22 protein-coding genes are annotated in these 25279 nt (G+C 64.7%); 17 read left to right on the top strand and 5 right to left on the bottom strand.

What is annotated here, in order from left to right; all coding sequences use genetic code 11:
• The 8 genes from AC1DFC_RS14070 to AC1DFC_RS14035 all read left to right on the top strand — a co-directional run bounded on the left by AC1DFC_RS14070 (window position 1) and on the right by AC1DFC_RS14035 (window position 10698).
• Window positions 1–1203: a YbfB/YjiJ family MFS transporter gene (locus tag AC1DFC_RS14070; RefSeq protein WP_007832268.1), complete on the top strand. Its 1203-nt coding sequence runs from the start codon at window positions 1–3 to the stop codon at window positions 1201–1203.
• Window positions 1204–1398: 195 nt separating this feature from the next.
• The gene (gene rimP, locus AC1DFC_RS14065; protein ID WP_042673195.1) at window positions 1399–2046 is read left to right on the top strand and encodes a ribosome maturation factor RimP; all 648 of its coding nucleotides are present in this window, start codon (window positions 1399–1401) and stop codon (window positions 2044–2046) included.
• A 16-nt stretch (window positions 2047–2062) separates the two neighbouring features.
• Entirely contained in the window at window positions 2063–3556 is a 1494-nt protein-coding gene (gene nusA / locus AC1DFC_RS14060; protein WP_056596656.1) for a transcription termination factor NusA, read from the top strand.
• 24 nt (window positions 3557–3580) lie between these two features.
• Window positions 3581–6568 (top strand): translation initiation factor IF-2, encoded by a 2988-nt coding sequence (gene infB / locus AC1DFC_RS14055; protein ID WP_007832258.1) that lies wholly within the window; start codon window positions 3581–3583, stop codon window positions 6566–6568.
• Window positions 6569–6589: 21 nt separating this feature from the next.
• Window positions 6590–6961: a 30S ribosome-binding factor RbfA gene (gene rbfA / locus AC1DFC_RS14050; protein WP_007832256.1), complete on the top strand. Its 372-nt coding sequence runs from the start codon at window positions 6590–6592 to the stop codon at window positions 6959–6961.
• Window positions 6962–6963: 2 nt separating this feature from the next.
• On the top strand, window positions 6964–7920 hold the full coding sequence (gene truB / locus AC1DFC_RS14045) for a tRNA pseudouridine(55) synthase TruB (RefSeq protein WP_007832254.1): 957 nt from the start codon (window positions 6964–6966) through the stop codon (window positions 7918–7920).
• Window positions 7917–9755, top strand: coding sequence for a translational GTPase TypA (typA, locus tag AC1DFC_RS14040; RefSeq protein WP_478179449.1), 1839 nt, complete (start codon window positions 7917–7919; stop codon window positions 9753–9755). Before truB ends, typA begins: the two co-directional genes overlap by 4 nt.
• 25 nt (window positions 9756–9780) lie before the next feature.
• Complete coding sequence (locus AC1DFC_RS14035) at window positions 9781–10698, top strand: DMT family transporter (RefSeq protein ID WP_478179448.1); 918 nt, start codon at window positions 9781–9783, stop codon at window positions 10696–10698.
• 101 nt (window positions 10699–10799) lie between these two features.
• On the opposite strand, the gene AC1DFC_RS14030 is transcribed toward AC1DFC_RS14035, so the two are convergent.
• Window positions 10800–11195 carry a COG4315 family predicted lipoprotein gene (locus tag AC1DFC_RS14030; RefSeq protein ID WP_007832248.1) on the bottom strand — a complete coding sequence of 132 codons (396 nt, stop codon included), beginning with the start codon at window positions 11193–11195 and terminating at the stop codon, window positions 10800–10802.
• A gap of 178 nt (window positions 11196–11373) precedes the next feature.
• Window positions 11374–11850 (bottom strand): SsrA-binding protein SmpB, encoded by a 477-nt coding sequence (gene smpB / locus AC1DFC_RS14025; protein ID WP_007832247.1) that lies wholly within the window; start codon window positions 11848–11850, stop codon window positions 11374–11376.
• A gap of 63 nt (window positions 11851–11913) precedes the next feature.
• Between smpB and AC1DFC_RS14020 the strand changes: the two genes are divergently transcribed.
• Both AC1DFC_RS14020 and AC1DFC_RS14015 read left to right on the top strand, forming a co-directional pair.
• Window positions 11914–12360, top strand: coding sequence for a type II toxin-antitoxin system RatA family toxin (locus AC1DFC_RS14020; RefSeq protein ID WP_007832245.1), 447 nt, complete (start codon window positions 11914–11916; stop codon window positions 12358–12360).
• The gene (locus AC1DFC_RS14015; protein ID WP_413331719.1) at window positions 12360–12698 is read left to right on the top strand and encodes an RnfH family protein; all 339 of its coding nucleotides are present in this window, start codon (window positions 12360–12362) and stop codon (window positions 12696–12698) included. Before AC1DFC_RS14020 ends, AC1DFC_RS14015 begins: the two co-directional genes overlap by 1 nt.
• 7 nt (window positions 12699–12705) lie before the next feature.
• Here the strand turns inward: AC1DFC_RS14015 and AC1DFC_RS14010 are convergent, their stop codons facing one another.
• Window positions 12706–13230 carry a DUF4124 domain-containing protein gene (locus AC1DFC_RS14010; RefSeq protein WP_478179447.1) on the bottom strand — a complete coding sequence of 175 codons (525 nt, stop codon included), beginning with the start codon at window positions 13228–13230 and terminating at the stop codon, window positions 12706–12708.
• Window positions 13231–13358: 128 nt separating this feature from the next.
• Between AC1DFC_RS14010 and guaB the strand changes: the two genes are divergently transcribed.
• The 5 genes from guaB (at window position 13359) to AC1DFC_RS13985 (ending at window position 18765) form a co-directional block, all read left to right on the top strand.
• Entirely contained in the window at window positions 13359–14828 is a 1470-nt protein-coding gene (gene guaB, locus AC1DFC_RS14005; RefSeq protein ID WP_007832241.1) for an IMP dehydrogenase, read from the top strand.
• A gap of 77 nt (window positions 14829–14905) precedes the next feature.
• Entirely contained in the window at window positions 14906–15154 is a 249-nt protein-coding gene (locus AC1DFC_RS14000) for a type II toxin-antitoxin system Phd/YefM family antitoxin (RefSeq protein ID WP_007832240.1), read from the top strand.
• Between the two features lie 11 nt (window positions 15155–15165).
• Entirely contained in the window at window positions 15166–15585 is a 420-nt protein-coding gene (locus AC1DFC_RS13995; protein WP_007832239.1) for a type II toxin-antitoxin system VapC family toxin, read from the top strand.
• Window positions 15586–15597: 12 nt separating this feature from the next.
• Window positions 15598–17217 carry a glutamine-hydrolyzing GMP synthase gene (guaA, locus tag AC1DFC_RS13990; protein ID WP_007832237.1) on the top strand — a complete coding sequence of 540 codons (1620 nt, stop codon included), beginning with the start codon at window positions 15598–15600 and terminating at the stop codon, window positions 17215–17217.
• A 294-nt stretch (window positions 17218–17511) separates the two neighbouring features.
• A complete protein-coding gene (locus tag AC1DFC_RS13985; RefSeq protein WP_478179446.1) occupies window positions 17512–18765 on the top strand; it encodes a tyrosine-type recombinase/integrase in 1254 nt (417 codons plus the stop codon).
• Here the strand turns inward: AC1DFC_RS13985 and AC1DFC_RS13980 are convergent.
• Window positions 18746–19006 carry a helix-turn-helix transcriptional regulator gene (locus tag AC1DFC_RS13980; protein WP_478179488.1) on the bottom strand — a complete coding sequence of 87 codons (261 nt, stop codon included), beginning with the start codon at window positions 19004–19006 and terminating at the stop codon, window positions 18746–18748. The two genes, AC1DFC_RS13985 and AC1DFC_RS13980, sit on opposite strands and share 20 nt — an antisense overlap.
• A 329-nt stretch (window positions 19007–19335) precedes the next feature.
• Window positions 19336–21063 carry a hypothetical protein gene (locus AC1DFC_RS13975; RefSeq protein WP_478179445.1) on the bottom strand — a complete coding sequence of 576 codons (1728 nt, stop codon included), beginning with the start codon at window positions 21061–21063 and terminating at the stop codon, window positions 19336–19338.
• A gap of 513 nt (window positions 21064–21576) precedes the next feature.
• On the opposite strand from AC1DFC_RS13975, the gene AC1DFC_RS13970 reads away from it, so the two are divergent.
• Window positions 21577–22107 (top strand): JAB domain-containing protein, encoded by a 531-nt coding sequence (locus AC1DFC_RS13970; protein ID WP_478179444.1) that lies wholly within the window; start codon window positions 21577–21579, stop codon window positions 22105–22107.
• A gap of 646 nt (window positions 22108–22753) precedes the next feature.
• Window positions 22754–24847, top strand: a complete 2094-nt coding sequence (locus AC1DFC_RS13965; protein WP_478179487.1) for a ParB/RepB/Spo0J family partition protein — start codon at window positions 22754–22756, stop codon at window positions 24845–24847.
• Window positions 24848–25279: the final 432 nt, after the last annotated feature.

Here is a 25279-nt window from a genome sequence, read left to right as displayed (position 1 = left end):
ATGTCGGAAATCGGACGCGACCGGCGCGGCGCCTGGCGCGCGGCGCTGGCCTGCATGGTCACCCTTGCGGTGGCGATGGGCCTGGGGCGCTTCGCCTTCACGCCCATGCTGCCCATCATGCTGCACGAGGGAAAACTGGAGCTCGCGGCGGGCGGGGTGCTGGCGTCGCTCAACTACCTGGGTTATTTCCTCGGCGCGCTGAGCTGCGCGGCCATCGGCATCAAGGCTTCGAGCATGGTGCGCGGCGGATTGGCGGCCACGGCGGCCCTGCTGATCGGCATGGGGTTGCTGCACAGCTTTACCAGCTGGGGCGTGCTGCGTACGGCGGCGGGCGTGATGAGCGCCTGGGTTTTTGTCTTTGCCTCGGGCTGGGGGTTGCGCCGCCTGTCGGAAACGAACGCGCCAACGCTGGCCGGGGTGATCTACACCGGGCCGGGCATCGGCATCGCCATGACCGGCCTGCTCGGCGGGGTGCTGGGGCGCTGGGGTTCCGAGGCGGGGTGGATCGGCCTGGGCATCCTGGCAATCGTGCTGGTCGCGGTGATCTGGCGGGTTTTCGACGACGGCGAGCGGGCACCGGTCGGCGGCGGGGCTGCGCCGGCGCCTGCTGCCGCGGCCCGCGAAGCCGGATCGGCGGCCGACCGCAGCGACGCCATCTGGCTGGTCGCGCTCTATGGCCTGGCCGGTTTTGGCTACATCATCACTGCCACCTTCCTGCCGGTGATCGCCCGGCAGGCGCTGCCGGGGTCGCCCTGGCCCGATTTCTTCTGGCCGCTGTTCGGGCTGGCCATCATTCCGGGGGCGTTGATCGGAGCCCGCGCGCCAACGCATTGGGACAATCGGCTGCTGCTGGCTGGCGCCTACGCGCTGCAGGCGCTCGGTGTCGTTCTGTCGGTGGCGTGGCCGAGCATCGCCGGATTTGCGCTCGGCAGCCTGCTGCTGGGCATGCCGTTCACCGCCATCACGCTTTTCGCCATGCGGGATGCCCGTCGTCTGCGAGGCAATGCGGCGGCCGGGCTGATCGGCTATGCAACGGCTTCCTATGGGGTAGGGCAGATCATCGGGCCGCTGTTTGCGGCGCCGCTGGCCCAGCGAACCGGGTCTTTTCAGTTGCCGCTGCTCGTCGCGGCGGCGGCGCTGGCACTCGGTGCGGTCCTGTTTGCGTTGGTTTGGTCTAAATCGCGTCGCGCAATAGCCGATTGAGGGGCAAAGCCCCTTCATATATTGCACAAATAGCATATAATTCGAGGCTCACGACCAAACGGGCGGGTACCAACCGCCCGTTTTTTTTGGTCTATGCATTCTGGGCTGAGCATTCATGGCTGAGCTCATGGCGATTTGGCATCCGTGGCGGGCGGGTGGCATGAATCCAGTTACTCAAAAGGCGCATTCGAACACGTGGCATTGCAGCAAATAGTGGAACAAACCGTGGCCGGTCTCGGCTATGACCTGGTCGAGATCGAGCGCTCGGCCGGGGGATTGCTGCGCGTGACGATTGATTTGCCCTGGACGGCCCCCACCTCCGAAGCCGTGGCTGCCGGTGTGCCCGAGCCCTTCGTGACGGTTGAGGACTGCGAGAAGGTGACGCGCCAATTGCAATTCGCGCTCGAGGTCGATGGTGTCGATTACAAGCGGCTCGAGGTGTCCTCGCCGGGTATTGACCGTCCGCTGCGCAATGAGCAGGATTTCGAGCGTTTCGTGGGCGAGGTGATCGACATCACGCTCAAGGCGCCCATGGGCGCGGCAGCGGCGGGCCAGGTGTCGGCCAACCGCAAGAAGTTTCGCGGCACGCTGGAGCGGGTCGCAAAGGTAGAGGGTGCCGCTGGCGCCCAGGGCTGGCAAATCGTCTGGAGCGATGCGCCGGAGCCCAAGCCAGGTCAAAAAGTGAGCAAGAAGCGCGCGCCCGCAACGCTGCAGGCGCTGGGCTTCGTGCTGGACGAGCTGCGCGACGCGCGGCTCGCGCCCATTGTGGATTTCAAGGGCCGCAAGGCCAAAACCCAACCGGGTTTTTCGGATATTGACGACGGAACGCAGGTTCCGGACTGACCAGAGGAGTGGTGGCATGAATCGCGAAATGTTGATGTTGGTGGATGCGATCTCGCGCGAGAAGAACGTCGAGCGTGACGTCGTCTTCGGCGCGGTCGAATCCGCACTGGCGCAAGCCACCAAGAAGCTCCATCAGGGCGACGTGGACATCCGCGTCGCGGTCGATCGCGACAGCGGCGACTACGAGACCTTCCGCCGTTGGCATGTCGTGCCCGACGAGGCCGGCCTGCAGCTGCCCGACCAGGAAATCCTCCTGTTCGAAGCCAAGGAAGAAATGTCGGACATCGAAGTCGGCGAGTACATCGAAGAAGCGGTGGACTCGGTGCCGATCGGCCGCATCGGCGCCATGGCCGCCAAGCAGGTCATCCTGCAGAAGATTCGCGATGCCGAGCGCGAGATGCTGCTCAACGACTTCATGTCGCGCGGCGACAAGATCTTCGTGGGCACCGTCAAGCGCCTGGACAAGGGCGACATCATCGTCGAGGCAGGCCGCGTCGAAGGCCGCCTGCGCCGCAGCGAGATGATCGCCAAGGAAAATCTGCGCAATGGCGACCGCGTGCGCGCCATGATCATGGAAGTTGACCTGACGCTGCGCGGCGCGCCCATCATTCTTTCGCGCTCGGCCCCCGAGTTCATGATCGAGCTGTTCCGCCAGGAAGTGCCCGAGATCGAACAAGGCCTGCTCGAAATCAAGAGCTGTGCTCGCGACCCCGGTTCGCGCGCCAAGATCGCCGTGCTCTCGCACGACAAGCGCGTCGATCCGATCGGCACCTGCGTCGGCGTGCGCGGTACCCGCGTCAACGCCGTGACCAACGAGCTCGCCGGCGAGCGCGTGGACATCGTGTTGTGGAGCGAAGACCCGGCCCAGTTCGTGATCGGTGCGCTGGCCCCGGCCAACGTGTCGTCCATCGTTGTGGACGAAGAAAAGCACGCCATGGACGTGGTGGTCGACGAGGAAAACCTCGCGATCGCCATTGGCCGCGGCGGCCAGAACGTGCGCCTGGCTTCCGACCTCACCGGTTGGAAGATCAACATCATGGACGCCAACGAGTCGGCCCAGAAGCAGGCGAGCGAAACCGACGCCAGCCGTAAGCTCTTCATGGAAAAGCTCGACGTCGACGAAGAGATCGCCGACATCCTCATTTCCGAAGGCTTCAACAGCCTCGAAGAGGTGGCCTACGTGCCGATCTCAGAAATGCTGGAGATCGAGGCCTTCGACGAAGACACCATCAATGAGCTGCGCTCGCGTGCCAAGGATGCGCTGCTGACAATGGAAATCGCCAAGGAAGAGGGTGTCGAGCCCCAATCGGCAGTGTCGCAAGACCTGCACGATCTCGAAGGCCTGGACCCCGAGCTGATTCCCAAGCTGACCGAAGCGGGTGTGAACACCCGTGACGACCTTGCCGACCTCGCGGTCGATGAACTCACCGAGATCACCGGCCAGAGCGCCGATGACGCCAAAGCCCTCATCTTGAAAGCCCGCGAACACTGGTTCGCCGGCCAAGAGTGACGGTCATGGAGGCACGAAACCAATATGTCCAGTACCACTGTCGCCGAGTTCGCGAACGAGCTCAAGAAGACTCCCGAAACCTTGCTTGACCAGCTCAAGAGCGCAGGCGTGCCCAAAGCGGCCGCCACCGATGCACTCACCGAGGCTGACAAGCAGCGCCTGCTCGGCCATCTGAAGGCCAGCCATGGCACTGTCGAGCCCGAGCGCAAGAAGATCACGCTGACCAAGAAATCGACCAGCGAGATCAAGCAGGCCGACGCTACCGGCCGCGCCCGCACCATCCAGGTGGAGGTGCGGAAGAAGCGCACCTTCATCCAGCGCGAGGATGGCCATCCGGCCACGCCCGAACACGCGCAGCAGGCCGCCGAAGCCCCGGCAGCCGCACCGGCCGCACCCCGCGTAGACGAAGCCGAACTGGCCCGCCGCGAGGAAGAAGCGCGCCGCCAGGCCGAGCTGATCCGCCGCCAGGAAGAAGAGCTGGCCGAAAAGCGTCGCCTGCGTGAAGAAACCGAAGCACGTGAACGCGAACAGGCTGAAAAAGCCGAACGCGCCGAACAAGCCGAGCAGGAAGCCGCTCGTATCGCCGCCGAAAAGAAGGCTGCCGCCATCGCGGAGGCCGCGGCAGTGAACGCTGCCGCCAGGTCAGCCGCCGCGCCGGCCGTGGCGCCAGCGCCCGCAGCGACAGCGGCTGATGTTGCTGCYGCCGCCGCGGAGCAACAGGCTGCCGACACCAAGCTCGCCGCGCAGACCGCTGCGATGCAGGCCAAGGAAGACGCGAAGGCCAAGGCTGCGGCCGAATCGAAGGCCCGTGCCGACGAGGAAGCTGCGCGCGCCAAGGACCTCGACGAGCGGCGCCGCAAGGCCCTCGCCGAAGCCGAAGCCATCCGCGCCATGATGAATGCACCGGCCCGCGTGCTGGTGCCGCACAAGGCGCCCGAGAAGCCGCAGCCCGAGAAGGCCGCGGTCAAGGGCACGCTGCACAAGCCGGCTGCACCCGCAGCGCGCCCAGGCGCGCCTGCCGCGCCCGGCGCTGCAGCGGCACCCGGCGCTGCCGGTGCCGGCAAGGAAGTCAAGTCAGCGAAGCTCTCGTCGAGCTGGGCTGGCGATCCCGCCAAGAAGAAGGAAATCAAGACCCGCGGTGATGCCAGCGGCGGCGTCGGTCGCGGCAATTGGCGCGGAGGCCCGCGTGGGCGTCGCGGCAACGACCGTGGCGGTCATGACGAGCAGCACGCACCGGCCGCACCGGTCGAGGCACGCGTGCTCGAAGTGCACGTGCCCGAAACCATCACCGTGGCCGAGCTCGCGCACAAGATGGCCGTCAAGGCGCAGGAAGTCATCAAGCAGCTGATGAAGCTTGGCATGATGGCGACCATCAACCAGTCGCTCGATCAGGACACCGCGATGATCATCGTGGAGGACATGGGTCACAACGCCGTGGTTGCCGCGCTGGACGACCCGGAAGCCTTCACCGACGAGGACGTGTCGGCGCAAACAGCCGAAGCCCTGCCGCGCGCACCGGTCGTGACCGTCATGGGCCACGTCGACCACGGCAAGACCTCGCTGCTCGACTACATCCGCCGCGCCAAGGTCGCCGCGGGCGAAGCCGGCGGCATCACGCAGCACATCGGCGCGTACCACGTGCAAACCGAACGCGGTATGGTGTCCTTCCTCGACACCCCGGGTCACGAGGCCTTCACGGCCATGCGTGCCCGCGGTGCGCAGGCCACCGACATCGTGATCCTGGTGGTGGCGGCCGACGACGGCGTCATGCCCCAGACCAAGGAAGCCATCAAGCACGCGAAGGCGGCAGGTGTGCCGATCGTGGTTGCGATCAACAAGATTGACAAGCCCGATGCCAGCCCGGACCGTGTGAAGCAGGAACTGGTGGCCGAAGAGGTCGTGCCCGAAGAGTACGGCGGCGACGTGCCGTTTGTCCCGGTGTCCGCCAAGACGGGCCAGGGCATCGACGACCTGCTCGAGCAGGTGCTGCTGCAGGCCGAAGTGCTGGAACTCAAGGCGCCGGTGGATGCCGCCGCCAAGGGCCTGGTCATCGAAGCCCAGCTCGACAAGGGCCGCGGCCCGGTCGCCACCGTGCTGGTGCAGTCCGGCACGCTCAAGACCGGCGACGTGGTGCTGGCCGGCTCGACTTACGGCCGCGTTCGCGCCATGCTGGACGAAGACGGCAAGTCGACCAAGGCCGCGGGCCCCTCGATCCCGGTCGAGATCCAGGGCCTGACCGAAGTGCCGCAGGCGGGCGACGAGTTCATGGTGATGAGCGACGAGCGCCGTGCGCGCGAAATCGCCACCTACCGTGCCGGCAAGTTCCGCAACACCAAGCTGGCGAAGGCGCAAGCCGCGAACCTGCAGAACATGTTCACCGACCTGTCGGCCGGCGAAGTGCAGACGCTGCGCATCATCATCAAGGCCGACGTGCAGGGCTCGCAGGAAGCGCTGGCGCAATCGCTGCTCAAGCTGGCGACGGACGAGGTCAAGGTGCAGGTGGTGTACGCGGGCGTGGGTGGTATCAGCGAAAGCGACATCAACCTCGCCATCGCCTCCAAGGCGGTCGTGATCGGCTTCAACGTGCGTGCCGATGCCGGTGCGCGCAAGCTGGCCGAAGGCAACGGCGTGCAGCTGAACTACTACAGCATCATTTACGACGCCGTGGACGAGATCAAGGTCGCGATGTCGGGCATGCTGGCGCCGGAGCGCCGTGAGGAAATCATCGGCTCGGCCGAGATCCGCACGGTGTTCGTGGCCTCGAAGATCGGTACGGTCGCGGGTTCGTACATCACATCGGGCTCGGTCAACCGCAGTGCGCACTTCCGCCTGCTTCGCGACAACGTGGTGATCTACACCGGCGAAGTCGACTCGATCAAGCGCATGAAGGACGATGTCCGCGAAGTCCGCGAAGGTTTTGAGTGCGGTATCAAACTCAAGAACTACAACGACATCAAGGAAGGCGATCAGCTCGAGTTCTTCGAAATCAAGGAAATCGCCCGGACGCTGTAAGCGTTCGAAGCGAGAGAGTCCATGCCGAAAAGAAAAGCCGCCGCCCCCAACCGCGCGTTCAAGGTTGCCGACCAGATCCAGCGCGATCTGACGGAGCTGATTGCGCGCGAGTTGAAGGATCCGCGCGTGGGCATGGTCACGATCCAGGCGGTCGAGGTCACGCCGGACTATGCGCATGCGAAGGTCTTCTTCAGCCTGCTCACGGGCGACGTGGACGAGACCACCGAGGCGTTGAACCAGGCCGCGGGATTCCTGCGCAACGGCCTGTTCAAGCGCCTGCATATCCACACCGTGCCCACGCTGCACTTCCTGTTCGACCGCACCACCGAGCGTGCAGCCGACATGAACGCGCTCATCGCGCAGGCCGTCGCTTCGCGTTCGAAAGACGACTAGCCATGAACGCGCCACGCACACGGGTGCAGCGGCGCCCTGTGCATGGGGTGTTGTTGCTCGACAAGCCGCTGGGACTCTCCAGCAACCAGGCCTTGCAGAAGGCCAAGTGGTTGCTGCGCGCCGAAAAGGCGGGCCATACCGGCACGCTCGATCCGCTCGCCACGGGAGTCCTGCCGCTGTGCTTTGGCGCGGCCACCAAATTCAGCCAACTTCACCTTGACGCCGACAAGACCTACGCGGCCACGGCCCGTCTGGGCGTCAAGACCGCGACCGGCGATGCCGAAGGCGACGTGATCGCCGAGCGGCCCGTGCACGTCACGCCGGAAGACCTGGCGCGCGTGGAAGCGCAGTTCACAGGCCCGATCCGCCAGGTGCCCCCGATGCACAGCGCGCTCAAGAAAGACGGCAAGGCGCTGTACGAGTACGCCCGCGAAGGCATCGAAGTCGAGCGCGCGCCGCGCGACGTGGTGATACACAAGCTCGAACTCGCCGCCATCGATGACAACACGATCCGCATTCTTGCCGCCGTCAGCAAGGGCACCTACATCCGCACCCTCGGCGAAGACATCGGCGAGGCGCTGGGCTGCGGTGCGCACCTGACCTCGTTGCGCCGCACCGCCACTGGCGGCTTCGTCGAAGCCCGGTGCATCACGCTCGAGGCGCTCGAAGCCTTGGACGAAGAAGAGCGACTGGCACGGCTCCTGCCTGCCGAAGCTCTGGTGGACGGCCACAGCCGCGTCACGCTCGGCGCGGAAGATTCGGCACGTTTTCTCTCGGGCCTGCGCCGCCGCGGCAGTTGGGCCGATGCGAGGGAGGTGGCCGTGTTCGGCACCGAGCCACCTGCCTTCCTCGGCACGGCCCACGTCACGGCCGGCGAACTGATACCGGGGCGCTTGCTGAACCCCATCGAAATCCAGCAAATTCTTTTGAACGCACAACAGATCGAAGCGACACCATGAGTACCAACCAAATCCGCAATATCGCCATCATTGCCCACGTGGACCATGGCAAGACCACGATGGTCGACCAACTGCTGCGCCAGTCCGGCACCTTCGCCGAGCACGAGAAAGTGGTCGACACGGTGATGGACAACAATGCCATCGAAAAGGAACGTGGCATCACGATCCTGGCCAAGAACTGCGCCGTGACCTGGGAAGGCACGCACATCAACATCGTCGACACCCCGGGCCACGCGGACTTCGGCGGTGAAGTGGAGCGCGCGCTGTCAATGGTCGACGGCGTGGTGCTGCTGATCGATGCACAGGAAGGCCCGATGCCGCAGACGCGCTTCGTGACCAAGAAGGCGCTGGCCCTGGGCCTGAAGCCTATCCTCGTGGTGAACAAGGTCGACAAGCCCGGCGCGAACCCCGACAAGGTGGTCAATGCCGCCTTCGACCTGTTCGACAAGCTCGGCGCAACCGACGAGCAGCTGGACTTCCCCGTGGTGTACGCCTCGGGCATCAACGGCTGGTCGTCGCTGGAAGAAGGCGCACAGGGCGAGCAGTGGGGCCCTGACATGTCGGCCTTGTTCAACACCATCCTGAAGCACGTGCCGTCGCAAAAGGGCGACCCCGCCGCGCCGCTGCAACTGCAGATTTCCGCGCTCGACTTCTCGACCTTCGTCGGCCGCATCGGCGTGGGCCGCATCAGCCAGGGCACGCTGAAGCCGATGACGGACGTGATCGTGATGGAAGGTCCGGATGGCAAGGCCGTGAAGGGCCGCGTCAACCAGGTGCTGACGTTCCAGGGCCTGGACCGCGTGCAGGCGACAGAAGCCGGCCCCGGCGAGATCGTGCTGATCAACGGCATCGCTGACATCGGCATCGGCGTCACCGTGACCGACGCCGCCAACCCGGCGCCGCTGCCGATGCTCAAGGTCGACGAGCCGACCCTGACCATGAATTTCTGCGTCAACACCAGCCCGCTGGCCGGCCGCGAAGGCAAGTACGTCACCAGCCGCCAGATCTGGGACCGCCTGCAGAAGGAACTGCAGCACAACGTGGCGCTGCGCGTGAACGAGACCGACGAAGAGGGCGTCTTCGAAGTCATGGGCCGCGGCGAACTGCACCTGACCATCCTGCTGGAAAACATGCGTCGCGAAGGCTATGAAATGGCCGTGTCGAAGCCGCGCGTGGTGTTCCGCAACGTCAACGGCGAAAAGCACGAACCCATCGAGCTGGTCACGGCCGACATCGAAGAACAGCATCAGGGCGGCGTGATGCAGGCACTGGGCGAGCGCAAGGGCGAACTCGTCAACATGGAACCGGACGGCCGCGGCCGCGTGCGCCTCGAGTACCGCATTCCGGCGCGTGGCCTGATCGGTTTCACGAACGAGTTCCTGAACCTGACGCGCGGTTCGGGCCTCATCAGCAACATCTTCGACAGCTACGAGCCGCACAAGGGCGAGATCGGCAGCCGCAAGAACGGCGTGCTGATCTCCATGGACGACGGTGAAATCTTCACCTACGCCCTGGGCAAGCTCGACGATCGCGGCCGCATGTTCGTGAAGGCGAACGACCCGGTGTACGAAGGCATGATCGTCGGCATCCACAGCCGCGACAACGACCTGGYGGTGAATGCCACGCGTACCAAGCAGCTGACGAACTTCCGCGTCTCGGGCAAGGAAGACGCGATCAAGATCACGCCTCCGATCGAACTCACGCTCGAATACGGCGTGGAATTCATCGAGGACGACGAGCTGGTCGAAATCACGCCCAAGAGCGTGCGCCTGCGCAAGCGCTACCTGAAGGAACACGAGCGCAAGCGCGCAGGCCGCGACACGTCGCAGGGCTGATCGCTTTCGGATTGCAGCCCCCTTCATGCGCCTGACGCACGGCAGCGCCGTCTGGCTGATGGCCGTCGTGACCCTGATGTGGGGCACGGCGGGCGTCGTTACGCGGCACCTCGCGCAGGCGCACAGTTTCGAGATCACCTTCTGGCGCAGCTTCTTCACGATGCTGGCGCTGCTGGTGATCTTGCCGCTTTGGCGGGGGCGTGCGGTGTTCTCGCAGCTGCGTCATGCCGGGCGCGAGCTCTGGATCTCCGGCGTGTGCTGGGCCGTGATGTTCACGGCCTTCATGGTCGCGCTCACGCTGGCTTCGACGGCCAGCGTGCTCGTCACGATGTCGCTCGGGCCGCTGTTCACTGCGCTGGCGGCGCGCTCTTTCATCGGGCATCGGCTGCCCGCGCGCACCTGGCTGGCCATCGTGGTCGCGGGGGCCGGCATCGGCTGGATGTACGGCACGCAACTGCTGCAGGGCGGCGGCGGTTCACTGGCCGGTACGCTCGTTGCGCTGTGCGTGCCTTTGGCCGGCGCGACCAACTGGACCGTGGTTCAACACGCGCAAGCCAAGGGTCGCAGGATCGACCTGGTACCTGCCGTGCTGATTGGTGCGGTGCTCTCGGCGCTGTTCACGTTGCCCTTCGCCTGGCCCTTCAGGGCCAATGCGCATGATCTCGGGCTGCTGGCTTTCCTGGGCGTGTTCCAGCTCGCCATTCCCTGTGTGCTCTCGGTTCTGTGCGCCCAGGTGCTGAAGGCGCCTGAGGTCGCGTTGCTGGCCTTGCTGGAGGTGATCTTCGGCATCGCGCAGGCCTGGATCGGCGCGGGAGAGCGGCCTGCAGCGAGCGTGCTGACCGGCGGGGTGCTGGTCATCGGCGCGCTGGTGTTCAACGAACTGCTGGCATTGCGTGGGCGGCGCAGCACGATCGCCGACACCGCGGTGCCGGGTGCCCACTGAGGGGCCGGTTCTGCCGCGTGCGGTTCGGATCTCCTCCACACCGCGAAACCAGAAAAAAACGCCGGCAGATGCCGGCGTTTTTGCGTCAGATCCGCAGGGGATCAGGGACGGGCAACCTTCCAGGCGCCGTTCAGGACACCATCGCCGGTCTTGTCGCCGGGCTTGGCATCCTTCGCCCAGTAGTACAGCGGCCAGCCCTTGTAGGCCCACTGGCGCTTGCCGTCTTCGCGAATGATGATGGTGTAGCCGCCGATGGGCTTGGCGGCGTCGGCCACGCCGAGCGGGGGCCAGTTGGTGGCGCACTGGGCGTTGCAGGCGGAGGTGCCGGAGCCCGCGGTGTCCTTGGCGAAGGTGTACAGCGTCATCCCGTTCGGTCCGACCAGCACGCCGTCAGCGGTGCGGGTGGGCGTGTCGGGCGCGCTGGCGGTCTTGTTGGACATGCCGCCGCAGCCGGCGAGCAGGGCCGCCGCGAGGATCGAGGCGCTGAGCAATTTCATGCAGTTTCTCCTTCAGTTGAAAAATCGCGACAACAAGCTTGGTGACAGGCCAGGCGAGATGATTGCGCGAGCCGGCAGTTTATGCGGTCGGCACGACAAATTGCGGTAGGCCGGGGTCGCGAGTTCGAGCAAAAGGGTCGTGCGGCAACCTGCCGGGGATGGCGCCTGCAGAAAAGACTCAGCGGCTGCGGTTCTTCATCGCGCGCTCGACCTCGCGCTTGCCTTCGCGGTCCTTGATGGTGTCGCGCTTGTCGTGCTCGGCCTTGCCCTTGGCGAGCGCGATCTCGCACTTCACCTTGCCGGCTTTCCAGTGCAGGTTGAGCGGCACCAGCGTGTAGCCCTTTTGCTCGACCTTGCCTATCAGGCGACGGATTTCGTCCTTCTTCAGAAGCAGCTTCTTGGTGCGGACCGAATCGGGATTGACGTGGGTGGACGCGCTCTTGAGCGGGTTGATCTGGCAGCCGACGACGAACAGTTCGCCGTTGCGGATCACCACGTAGCCGTCGGTGAGCTGCACCTTGCCTTCGCGCAGCGATTTGACTTCCCAGCCTTCGAGGACCATGCCGGCCTCGAAGCGCTCTTCGAAGAAATAGTTGTACGCGGCCTTCTTGTTGTCGGCGATGCGGGAGGAGGTGTCTTGTTTCTTTGTGGCCATGACTCGGGAATGTGGGGGCTGCATGGCTTCAATACAATCCGTCGCGCACGCTGTGCCGATTCTATGAAAACAGTCAACAAGTCCGTCCTCATCTGGTACAGCGCCGAAGAGATGTATGCGCTCGTCACCGATGTGGCGAGGTATCCGCAGTTTCTTCCGTGGTGCGACAAGGCCCGCATTCTCGAGCAGGACGAGGCCGGCATGACGGCCGAAGTCGGTCTGGCATTCGCCGGTTTGCACCAGAGCTTCACGACCCGCAACACGCACGTGCCGGGGCGCGAGGTGCAGCTGAAGCTGGTCGACGGGCCATTCTCCAACCTCGATGGCAAATGGAAGTTCGTGCCCGTGGGCGAGCAAGGCGAGCGCGCCTGCCGCGTCGAGCTGCACATGAGCTACGGCTTCAGCAACTTCGCCCTGCAGGCACTGGTGGGGCCGGTGTTCGACACCATCGCCTCCAGCCTGGTCGAGGCGTTCGTCAAGCGCGCCGAGCAGGTCTACGGCTCGTCCTGATGATCATCGAGGTCACGCTCAGCTGCTCGCCGGCGGCGCGCGAGGTGTTCGAGCAGGTCCTGCGGCTCGCACCCGACACGACGCTGGCCGATGCGGTCCGGGCCAGCGATCTTTCCCTGCGCTTTCCGGATCTGGATTGGCGGCACGCCATGACCCCGGGCATCTGGGGCAGGGTGGTCGAGTGGGAGCAGGCCCTGAAGGACGGCGACCGCATCGAGCTGTGCCGTCCCCTCAAGGTGGACCCCAAGGTGGCGCGCCGGGAGCGGTTCCAGCGCCAGGGTGCTCGGGGCACAGGCCTGTTTGCGAATCGCCGCAAGGGCGGCAAGGCCGGCTACTGAGCGCCGGTTACTTGCAGTCGCTGTTGATGACCGTCTGAAGGCGCTTCTGCTCGGCGGCGCGCGCAGCGTCGTCCATGATCTCGCGCTCGCCCTGCGCATTGACCTTGGCAATGCGGATGCCGCTGTCGACCGTGGCTTTGCCCTGGCGCGCGAGCGCGCAGTTGTCGGCCTTGGCCTTCGCAACCTTGGCTTCTTCCGCAGCCCGCTTGGCTTTTTCCTCGGCCTCGGCCTTCTTCGTCTTTTCCTCGAGTTCCTTGTCGACGCCGGTGGGCTTCGGCGTGCCCGCCGTCTTGGCAGGTGCACCAGCCTCCGCAGTCGCGCCTTCGGCGGGCGATGCATCGACGTTGGGATTCGCGCGCGGCACCGGCGGCGGACCCACGCGGCGCAGGATGTTCTTCTCCGGCACATCGGGCGGTGGCGCCTGATCGCTGAAGACCTTCTTGCCGTTCTTGTCGACCCATTGCCATTGCGCGCTCGCCGACAGCGGCAGCGCAACGACACATCCCAGTACCAGCCAGTGCACGAATTTCATCCCTGAAGTTTAGCCGGGCCTTACTTTTTGCAACATGCGGGGTGGGTGGTTTTGCAACGCTTCGAAAAAGCCCGGCCCGGCAAACAGGTCGGGGGCCTCGTTACAATCCATCTTTTGGAGCTTCACCCATGCGCCTTCTCGGCAAAGCGCTCACCTTCGACGACGTGTTGTTGGTGCCAGCGTTCTCCCAGGTCCTGCCCAAGGACACCTCTCTCGCCACCAAATTCTCCCGCAACATCACGCTGAACCTGCCGCTCGTCTCGGCGGCCATGGACACCGTGACTGAAGCCCGCCTCGCGATCGCCATCGCGCAGGAGGGCGGTATCGGGATCGTGCACAAGAACCTCACCGCGCAACAGCAGGCCGCCGAAGTGGCCCGCGTGAAGCGCTACGAGTCGGGCGTGCTGCGCGACCCCGTGGTGATCACGCCGACGCACTCGGTGCGCCAGGTGATGGCGCTGTCCGACCAGCTCGGCATCTCGGGCTTCCCGGTGGTCGACGCCGGCAAGGTGGTCGGCATTGTCACGGGACGCGACCTGCGCTTCGAGAACCGCTACGACGTGCCCGTCAGCGAAATCATGACGCAGCGCGACCGGCTCATCACCGTGCCCGACGGCACCACGCTGGCCGAGGCCAAGGCGCTGCTGAACAAGCACAAGCTCGAACGCCTGCTGGTCATCAACGGCGACTGGGAGCTCAAGGGCCTGATCACCGTCAAGGACATCACCAAGCAGACCAGCTTCCCCAACGCCGCACGCGACGCCAACGGTCGCCTGCGCGTGGGCGCGGCGGTCGGTGTGGGTGACGGCACCGAAGAGCGCGTCGAAGCCCTCGTGAAGGCCGGCGTCGACGCCATCGTGGTCGACACCGCGCATGGCCACAGCGCCGGCGTGATCGAGCGCGTGCGATGGGTCAAGAAGAACTATCCGCAGGTCGACGTCATCGGCGGCAACATCGCCACCGGCGATGCCGCGCGCGCACTGGCCGACGCCGGCGCCGACGCGGTCAAGGTCGGCATCGGCCCTGGCTCCATCTGCACCACCCGCATCGTGGCCGGCGTGGGCGTGCCGCAGATCATGGCGGTCGACAGCGTCGCCACCGCACTGCAAGGCACGGGCATTCCGCTGATCTCCGATGGCGGTGTGCGCTACTCGGGCGACATCGCCAAGGCCATCGCGGCCGGCGCCAGCACCGTGATGATGGGCAGCATGTTCGCCGGTACCGAAGAGGCGCCGGGCGAAATCGTGCTGTACCAGGGCCGCAGCTACAAGAGCTACCGCGGCATGGGCTCCATCGGCGCGATGCAGCAGGGCAGTGCCGATCGGTACTTCCAGGAGTCGACCACCGGCAACCCGAACACCGACAAGCTGGTGCCCGAGGGCATCGAAGGCCGCGTGCCCTATAAGGGCTCGATCGTCTCCATCGTCTACCAGATGGCCGGCGGCGTGCGTGCCAGCATGGGCTATTGCGGCTGCGCCACCATCGCGGACATGCAGAACAAGGCCGAGTTCGTCGAGATCACCACGGCCGGCATTCGCGAGAGCCACGTCCATGACGTGCAGATCACGAAGGAAGCGCCGAACTACCGCGCTGAATAAGCTCATTCTGGCCAGACCTTGAAAATCGGGCCAGACTGAGTTTAGAATTTGGGCCAGATTCAGATTTTCTGGCCCAAATGCAATCCATCGGCATCGCTGAAGCCAAGAACAACTTCTCGGCCCTGATCGACTCGGTCGAAAAGGGCGAGGAGGTTCGCATCACCCGCCACGGCAAGGAAGTCGTGCGCATGCTGCCGGTGCGCCGCAAGCCGGTCATCACCGACGAGCAGATCGAGCGCGAACTCGGGCAGATCGATGCGCTGCACGCCGCCATCCAGCCGGGTCTGCCACTGCGCGTATTGCTCGACGAAGGGCGCCAATCGTGACAGCCTTCGTCATGGACGCCTCGGTGACCTCCGCCTGGCTGCTGCCCGACATGGCCAGCGAACACACCCGCAAGCTCTACGCCGCCATCCGCCGCGACGAGGTCGAGCCGCAGGCACCGAATGCCTGGCAATGGGAGTGCGCCAACATCCTCGCCAACGGCGTGCGCAGCGGCCGCATTCCGACGTCGGCAGTCGAAGGGCTGTGGAGCGTGCTCGACGCCATCCGTCACCGCGTCGAACTGCACGAGCTCGCGCCCGCACAGCACAAGGCCGTGCTCGCCGTGGCCATCGACGTTGGCGTGTCGCTCTACGACGCCGGCTACCTCTGGCTCGCCAAGTCGCTCAATCTCCCGCTCGCCACCTTCGACGAGCACCTCATCCAGGCAGCGCCCCAGGCGGGCGTGAAGCTGTTCGACATTTCAACGCTCTGAGTCCCAACGCCCATGCAACACGACAAGATCCTCATCCTCGACTTCGGCTCGCAAGTCACGCAACTGATTGCACGCCGCGTGCGCGAAGCCCATGTGCTCAGCGAGGTGCATCCCTGCGACGTCACCGACGAATGGGTGCGCGAATACGCGGCCGACGGCCATCTCAAGGGCGTGATCCTGTCGGGCAGCCATGCCAGCGTGTACGAAGAAACCACCGACAAGTGCCCGCAAGCTGTATTCGACCTCGGCGTGCCCGTGTTCGGCATCTGCTACGGCATGCAGACCATGGCGCATCAGCTCGGCGGCAAGGTCGAAGGCGGCCACAAGCGCGAGTTCGGCTTTGCGGCCGTGCGCGCCCATGGCCACACCGCGCTGCTGAAAGACATCTCGGACTTCACCACGCCCGAAGGCCACGGCATGCTCAACGTGTGGATGAGCCATGGCGACAAGGTCACCGAACTGCCTCCGGGCTTCAAGCTCATGGCCAGCACCGACAGCTGCCCCATCGCCGGCATGGCCGACGAGGCGCGCCGCTACTACGCGCTGCAGTTCCACCCCGAAGTGACGCACACGGTGCAGGGCAAGGCGATCATCGAGCGCTTCGTGCTCGGCATCTGCGAAGCCAAGCCCGACTGGGTCATGCGTGATCACATCGCTGAAGCGGTCGAGAAGATCCGCGAGCAGGTGGGCGATGAAGAAGTCATCCTTGGCCTCTCAGGCGGCGTCGATTCGAGCGTGGCCGCTGCGCTGATCCACCGTGCCATCGGCGACCAGCTCACCTGCGTGTTCGTCGACCACGGCCTTCTGCGCCTGAACGAGGGCGACATGGTCATGGAGATGTTCGAAGGCAAGCTGCATGCGAAGGTGATTCGCGTGGATGCCAGCGACCTGTTCCTCGGCAAGCTCGCCGGCGTGAGCGACCCCGAAGCCAAGCGCAAGATCATCGGCGGCGAGTTCGTCACCGTGTTCAAACAGGAAGCCGCCAAGCTCAAGGCCGGCGATGGCGGCCACAAAGGCGCGACCTTCCTCGCGCAGGGCACCATCTACCCCGACGTCATCGAGTCGGGCGGCGCCAAGAGCAAGAAGGCCGTCACCATCAAGAGCCATCACAACGTGGGCGGCCTGCCCGAGCAGTTGGGCCTGAAGCTGCTCGAACCGCTGCGCGACCTGTTCAAGGACGAAGTGCGCGAACTCGGCGTGGCGCTCGGCCTGCCGCCCGAGATGGTGTATCGCCATCCGTTCCCCGGCCCGGGCTTGGGCGTGCGCATCCTCGGTGAAGTGAAGAAGGAATACGCCGACCTGCTGCGCCGCGCCGACGCGATCTTCATCGAGGAACTGCGAAACTTCACCGACGCCGAAACGGGCAAGACCTGGTACGACCTCACGAGCCAGGCTTTTACCGTGTTCCTGCCAGTGAAGAGCGTGGGCGTGATGGGCGACGGCCGCACCTATGACTACGTGGTGGCGCTTCGCGCCGTGCAGACCAGTGACTTCATGACCGCCGACTGGGCAGAGCTGCCCTACGCGCTGCTCAAGAAGGTGTCGGGGCGGATCATCAACGAGGTGCGTGGCATCAACCGCGTGACGTACGACGTGTCGAGCAAGCCGCCTGCGACGATCGAGTGGGAATGATCCGCAGGGCTTCCGACGCTATCGCGGACTATCGAAAAATCGACGTAACTTGTTGATTTTAAATAAATTTCAGTTCAGAGACTATCGGCATCATTTGCTGACAGACGGAACGAATTGACGGTAGATCCGACGGTAGAAAAATGGCGCTCGGATGGTCTAAAATTTCTACCGTCAACCAAATGGAGGCCTTGACGGTAAAAATCCTGGCAAAAGCTAGGATTCATGCGGGTTTTCAGAGGGTTGGTGGTCTGAAACGCGGGTGACGGTAAAAGCGTTCCCGCCCAGGAGAACGCCATGCTCACCGATACCGCGCTCAAGAACCTCAAGTCGAAGGACGCCCTGTACAAGGTGGCGGACCGGGACGGCATGTACGTGACCGTTTCACCCGCCGGCACCATCACCTTCCGCTACGACTACCGCCTTAACGGGCGTCGTGAGACGCTCACCATCGGCCGTTACGGGCCGATTGGCCTGTCCCTGGCCAAGGCAAGGGAGCGCTGCATGGAGGCACGCCGGGCCGTGGAGGAGGGGCAGTCGCCCTCGCAGGAGAAGCAGCGCCAGAAGCGCCGCATCGCCCAGGCCAAGACCTTTGGCGAGTTCACCACCCGGTGGTCTGCGGGTGCGCGCATGGCAGACAGCACCCGTTCGATGCGCAAAAGCATCCTCGATCGCGACATCCTGCCCATCTTCGAGAACCGGTTGCTGATGGAGATCACGGCTGATGACTTGCGAGAGCTGTGCAACAAAGTCAAGGCGCGCGGAGCGCCGGCCACGGCCGTCCACGTCCGCGATATCGTGAAGCAGGTCTATGCTTTCGCCATCCTGCACGGGGAGAAGGTGCCCAATCCGGCCGACGACGTGGGGCCTTCTTCCATCGCCACCTTCGTGCCCAAGGACCGTGCACTGACGCCCGCCGAGATCCGCATCATGCTTTCGCAGATGGAATACGTGGCGTCCTATCCGACGATCAAGCTCGGCCTGCGTTTGATCCTGCTGACCTTGGTACGCAAGGGCGAGCTGATTCACGCGACGTGGGACGAAGTGGACTTCGAGAACGCTGTTTGGAGCATCCCGAAGGACCGGATGAAGGCGGGCAAGGCACACAACATCTACCTGTCGCAGCAGGCGCTCGATATCATGGTGGCGCTTCGCACCTGCGCCGGAGGATCGCGCTACCTCATCCCGTCGCGCTACGACGGCGACAAGTGCATGTCCAACGCCACACTCAATCGTGTAACGCAGCTGATCGTCCAACGGGCGAAGGCGAGTAAATTGCCGCTGGACCCGTTCACAGTGCACGACCTGCGGCGCACGGGCTCAACCATCCTCAATGAGCTGGGTTTCAACAGCGACTGGATCGAAAAGTGCCTTGCTCACGAGGATGGCCGTTCCTCACGCGGCATCTACAACAAGGCCGAGTTCGCGGAGCAGCGGCGGCACATGCTGCAGGAGTGGGCTGACATGATCGACGCCTGGGCTGCCGGAAAGCCGCATACGCCGACGTTGCTGCCCCCGTCGATGCGGGTCCTCACGACGCAGGCGATCTGACCGGGCGAGTTTTCCGCAGATGAACGTCAGGGGAGGGCGCGCGCTGGATCCGCGCGTTTTCCGACGCAATGCGCCGGGCGGCAAGCCAGGCCTCGACCTCCGCGAGATCCCAGACAACGCAACGCGCCGTCAGGTTAAATCGTTTCGGAAATTCTCCGCGGCGCTCCATCTCATAGATCGTCGTGTCGGCCAGCGGCACCATCTGACGGAGCTCACTTCGGCGCAGCGTGCGGCGAGACATCGTTGAGACAGCAAAGGGCACAGGGTCTGGTCTTGCGACCTGCTTATCGCTTGAGTTTCGAGTCGTTGAGTTGTGAGGTTCCATGATTGGCTCCGACGGGATCGCTACCTCAGGGCTGACAGGGCGGCGCGGGACACGATGCCGATATGTTGTTCGTGCCGCTATCTATCGGGAACCTATTCAGTCGTATCCGAGCGTAGCTGTTCTCGTCGCCGCTGGTTGCCTGCTTCAGTCAGGCTGAACTCTTGCTGCCGCTCTGCGCGACAGCTGGCCGCCAATGAGGCCGAGCTGCTTGCCTGGGGCCGACCGTTGAGGCTGCCCCCGCGCGATCAATGTCCAGAAGCCCCCAGCGATTGATCGACGAATTCGACATAGGTTCTCAGGGGACACAGTTTCTCGATGCCGAAGGCCACCAGGCGTTTGCCAAGTGCGCTGAGAGGCATTTCCTGCGGGACGACGCGAAAATGCACGTCTTCCCGAGGAAGCCAGCACAGCGATTGGCTCCAGTCGGCGAACTGCCGCAATGAGGAAGCGTGCTGCATGCCCTGCGCGAAAACGCGCTCGGTCATGATGGGGAGCCTCGCGTTGTTGCTGAGCGTGCCGCCAAAGGTCTTGATAACGACAACCCCTTCGATGCGCCAGTCACCTGAGTCGGAGGCATCAAGGCCAAGGGCGTTCATGGCCTGACCTATTCGTGGCTGCAGCCAATGCATCTTGCGGGCGAGCTGCCCCACCTTTTCCCGGCAAGCCTTCTTTCGATTCTGTACCTCGCGCGGATCGCCAGGCTGGAGCATCCATCTCAGTTCGCCGACCAGGATCGTCCGGCAGGTTGGGTCAGCGACGAGCAGATCGATCTCCTCGAAGCCCCCGTCTGCCCGGATGGTCAGGTTGCCCTTTGCGAGCGGCCATCGGGGTTGTATCGCCTTCAGCAGATCTCGAACCATGTCCGCCTCGAACAGTTTGCTCATGCTGTCGAACCTGTTGCTGTCGATGCGAGCCTGGAGGCCGAGCAGGTTTCTTTCATAGTTCGACGACAGAAAGAGCAGGCAGGGAACTGCCAGCAGGCCGTTTCCCAGCGCAACGATCGGCTGCAGCGCAGGGTCTGGGGTTTTCATGGCGTGCCCGTAGCTCAGGTACTGAACGAAGCTGCGGATCGCTGCTTCACCGAGAGAGCACATTTCGTCAAGATCGGTGAGCAGGCCGGACATCGTGGTGATGTGCAGCAGACTGGCTTCGCCGCCGCCGCGCAGACCATGGTGGACGGCGCCGAAATGGACCGCGATCCAGTGGTACATGCACCGTACGCACATCGCGTTGATGAGGAGCAACGTCTCGTGGCGTCCACCCCACGGGAAGCGCCAGCCTTCGGGCACCATGGACGGTGGCTGCATCATCTCCTGGGCGAGTGCGACGGCCAGATCAGTCTCGTAGCCGTAGACCACCTTCCGACCGGAAATTCGCGTCGAGCGAGCAATTGCCTCGACTATGCGTGGCCGGAATTCCTCCCTGCGCGCCCACGCGTAGAGGTTGGCGGAATGGTCGATCACATCCAGGGGCATGTGCCCAAGGAGTTCGAGGGCCGCATATCGTTTGTCGTGGTGGATGTCATCGAACTCGATATCGATGGCTTGATCACCGTCGGTGAACATCACGGTCCCGGCATGTGCGGCCGAGCAAAGCTGATTGGCCGCCTTGAAGTCCACCCCGGCCTGAAGCAGTTCCGCGGTCTTGATGTACAGCTTGGGAATGACGCGAACGGGAATCGCTGCGCTCGATGTGTCCGTGCATTCCTGGCGGATTCGATCGAGGGCGAAGCGGGCAGAGTACTTCTGGCTGTCCACCTGGAACTCGACGATCGGCGCATCTTCGTCCTCCGTGAGCGTGAAGAGTCCGCGGAAGGAATCCTCGAGCACCGTCAGCAGGTACCACGTCGCAATGGTTCGATTCGGGTGTGCAATTGCCACCCCGTGGTAGTTCGCGTCAAGGTCTCTTTCTACTGCCTCGTGCAACTGAGTCGAACGGTTTTCGGTTCTTTTGGGGCGCTCCTGGCCTGACATTGCGAAATCCCTAGCCACTGATGGCTCTAATGGTTGTTGAAGCAGCGGGAATGTCGCTGAAGATGATCCCTCGACTTCCTCCTCTGCTGCCCACTCTATCGTCATGGATGCGCATCTGGGAGGCGGCAGGCGTCCTTTGATGAAAGAGCGTGAAAGTCAGGATCACGGAACGCGAGGATCTGAATTGCGCGTCCCGGTGTTCCACCGTCGGGCTCTGCGGGCTCCGCCCCGAGCCGCTCATGCGTCTCGGCCATCCGGCTTGGATCCCTTACGCCTTCGGCCGCCGCTGGCGCTGCCGGCCTGCGCGCTGCGCTTGCCAATGCAATGCGGGCGGGCGGTGTGCGTGGGGCTGGTTTGCTGTTCCCTTCATCCTCGCACGCCGTTCTCGCGATCAAGGTCTGCGCGTGCTGCGCACGCTTGCGTCCTCGCGGCCGTCTTCGAACCTGTGACAGCTGCGCTGCGGCGTGACGGTCTCCGGTCTCGGGCAATCCCGCCCGATCACTGGAGTTCGCCATGTCGCACGATCTGTTCTCTTCCCTCGATTCCTTCGCTTCTTCCGTTTCGTCTTCGCTGCTGGTTCGCGATGTTGCGGGCGAGTACCGGCCGGCCAAGGCCGATGAGGTGCTGGCTGCCGCACAGCGGGTGCTGGTGGCCCGGGTACGGGGCACCGACGTGCTGACGTCGCCAGCGGTCGTCAGGGACTTCCTGCGGACGAGGCTCGGAGCGCTTCCACACGAGATTTTTGCGGTGGTCCACCTCAATGCCGAACATGCCGTGCTGGACTATGTGGAGATGTTCCGGGGCACGGTGACGCAGACCTCGGTCTATCCACGCGAGCTGGTCAAGGATGCGATCCGGCTGGGGTCCGTGGCGGTCCTGCTCGTGCACAACCATCCGACGCTTCGAGTCGATCCGTCGCGCGCCGACGAGGCGCTGACCTCCACGATCAAGAACGTCATGGGTTTGATCGATGTGCGGGTGCTGGACCATCTGATCGTGGGCGGCAGCGAGATCCTGAGCATGGCGGAAAAGGGGCTCATGTAGGCAGCGAGGGCTTCGGCCCTCTTCGTTTCTTCTTGATCGTGCGCGCTGCGCGCGTGTCCTGACTCCAGGGGTCGACCTGCGGCCCACCCCGCCGCGCTGCACTTGGCGCCCCGGGAGGCTGCCGAACAGGCTTGCCTGATCGGCCTGTGCATCGTGCTGATGGCGCGCTGCGCGCTCTGGTTTCCTCTAGCAAGGCGTGCCTTCGGCACGCAGGGGCGCTCGCCGCGCGGCGGTGGTTTCAGCGCACGCCCTGGCCCTTCGATCGCTGTTCGTCTTTCCCCAAGTCCATCGCTTTCTCCCGCGACCGTAGCCCGCGGTGCCTGGCCGTCAAGGCGCGCAGGGCCGTGTCCTCGCCTGCGGCTGCGGGCCGCACCAACCCTGCGCTTCCTCCTTGACGGCCCGTCCCTCGCGGGCCCGGTTCTTCGCGGGCGATGAACTCAGGAAAGACGGCGGCACACAGGGCCCGGCCCAGGTCTCTGCGCCGAACCCACCAAAGCCACAACGGGCTCCGAATCTTGGAATCCGGTCAGCTTGAAACCACAGGAGGCAAGCGTATGCAGACACCGAAACCATGAACCGACGCCGGAGATTTTGTTTTCTTCCTTCTTCGTCTTGAACGTCCCCGAGCGGGACAGGAGGTTTGACCATGAATACCGTTTCCCATCCAGAAATCCATGCCCTGCACGCAGTCGCTGCTTCTGCGGCTGTCGCCGCAGCTTCCAGTACTGCCTGTGCCACAGTCGAAGCCATCACCGTTCCGGTGGTCGCGCCGTATGAACTGCATCTGATCGCGCTGTCCAGGCTGCGGCCCTCGAACCGCAATGTGCGCAAGAGCGGCGGCACCGCGATTCCCGAATTGGCGGCGTCCATCGTCCGCGTGGGCCTGCTGCAGAACCTCACCGTGATCGCATCGCCCGATGGCGAGCATGTCGAGGTGGTCGCAGGCAAGCGACGGCTCTCGGCTTTGAAGCTGCTGGCCAAGCGCCGCAAGCTCGGCAAGGATCATCCCGTGCCTTGCCTGCTGGTACCCGATGCATCGGCGCGCACCGTCAGCCTGACCGAGAACGTCCACCGGGAATCCATGTCCCCGGTGGATGAACTGTTCGCCTGGAAGGCCCTTGCTGCCGAAGGCCGTTCGCTGGAAGACATTGCGGCGGACTTCGGGGTCACGCCGCTCGTGGTCCGGCGCCGTCTGAGACTCGCCAACGTCTCGCCCCGGCTGCTTGCCGACTATCAGGCCGATGCGGTTTCGCTGGAGCAGTTGATGGCGCTGGCCATCACCGACGACCATGCGGCGCAGGAGGCCGCGTTCTACGACGTCCCGCAATGGCAGCGCAGCCCGGAATCGCTGCGCGATCACCTGACGAGCGAAGAGATCGACGCCAGCCGCGATGCGGTGGCGCGTTTCGTCGGGGTGGAGGCCTACGAGGCAGCGGGCGGGGGTGTCCGGCGCGATCTGTTCTCGGACGAGCAGAACGGGGTATTCCTGACTGATGCCCGGTTGCTGGATGCGCTGGCGCGGGACAAGCTGGCGGCTGTCGCCGAATCCGTGCACGTCGAGGGCTGGGGCTGGGTGGAGGTCGCACCACGTGCCACGGCGGCGGAACTGCACGGCTTCCAGCGGGCGCGCCGCACGCGCCGGGAACCCGGCAAGGCGGAGGCCAAGCGCATTGCCAAGCTGGAAGCCGAGCAGAACAAGCTTCAGGACAAGCTCGATGACGAGGATGCCGACCTGTCCGACGATGGCGTGCAGGCCCTGCAGGAAGAACTCAACCGGCTGGGCAACGAACTCGAAGCCATCGAGCAGACCTTGATGGCCTACGCTCCCGGTGTCATGCCGGTAGCCGGGGCCGTGGTGTCGGTCGATCACATGGGCGGCGTCGTGGTGCATCGCGGCTTGCTGCGCGAGGAACAGGCCAAGGCGCTGCGTGCGCAGGAGCGGCAGGAGGCGGGGAACGTCACCAGCGGCGGCAGTGGCGACATCGATGGGGAAGCAGAGAATGCCGAAACGGCGAAGCAGGGTATCTCGGAGAAGCTGGCGAAGCGGCTGAGCGCGCACCGCACGGCCGCATTGCAGGCGGAAGTGGCCCGGCATCCCCAGGTGGCGCTGGTGGCTGTGGTGCATCAACTGGCACACCGGGTCATCCTCGACGGGTATGGCGGCACGCCCGTCAACATCACGGCTTTTCCGCAGGATCGCCTGACGCAGTACGCGCCGGACGTGGACGAGGCTCCGGCGGCGGCGGGCATGCGCGAGGTGCGGGAGGCCTGGGCGGCACGCCTGCCCAGTGACCCGGAGGCCCTGTTCACTGAACTGCTGGCAATGCCGCAGAGCGAACTGCTGGCGCTGCTGGCGGTGTGCGTGGGCTTCACCATCTCGGCCATCGCATCGCAGGAGAGCGAGGTTCCCGCTGCCCAGCTGGCGCAGGCCGTGAACCTCGACATGCACGACTGGTGGACGCCCAGTGCTGCGGGCTACTTCGACCATGTATCCAAGGCCAAGGCGCTGGATGCGGTGCAGGTGTTCGCACCGGGAGAAGTGAACCGGCTCGCCAAGCTCAAGAAGGCGCAGATCGCCAGCGAGGCCGAGCGGCTGGCGGCGGGATCGGGTTGGCTGCCGGTGATGTTCAGGAAGCCGGAGCCTGCCGTCGAGGTACCGGCAGCACAGGACGCGGGGGCTGATGCCGAAGCGAATGCTTCGGAGGTTGACGACCTCGAAGAAGTGCACGTCACGGCGTGAGCATCCGCCCCGGCTTCGGCCGGGGTTTTTCTCTATCTCACGCTGCGGCCGATTGCATCGGCGAGACGCGCGCGGCAGGTGTGCCGCGCGCGTTGGAACTTCTGGATTCCAGCGGGCGCTGCCCGCGACTTCTGACATGGCGCCCCGCCTGTGGGCGGTGCGCGGTCGTTCGTCCGGTGTTGCCGCGCTCAATTGCGCGTTGGCTTGCCGTCCTCGATCCTGGCGGGAGGGGATCACCGTGAACGACGGCGGTTCACCGACAGGCCGGATGCATGCTGACTTTCGAGCTGCTATCTCCCCCTGTCCTGTCGCGTCAGTGCGGCGCTGCGTTTTGCCTGTCTCGTGGTCAGCCGGCTAGGCATTCGGCGGAGCCGAATCCATGCCGGAGCGCTGTCATGTGGTGGGCGTTCCTGGGCCATGCGACCCGTCCTT

It is taken from the genome of Variovorax sp. 10L421 (assembly GCF_056395365.1).
Note: the sequence above shows the minus strand (reverse complement) of the source record. Positions and strands in the feature narration are given on the sequence as shown.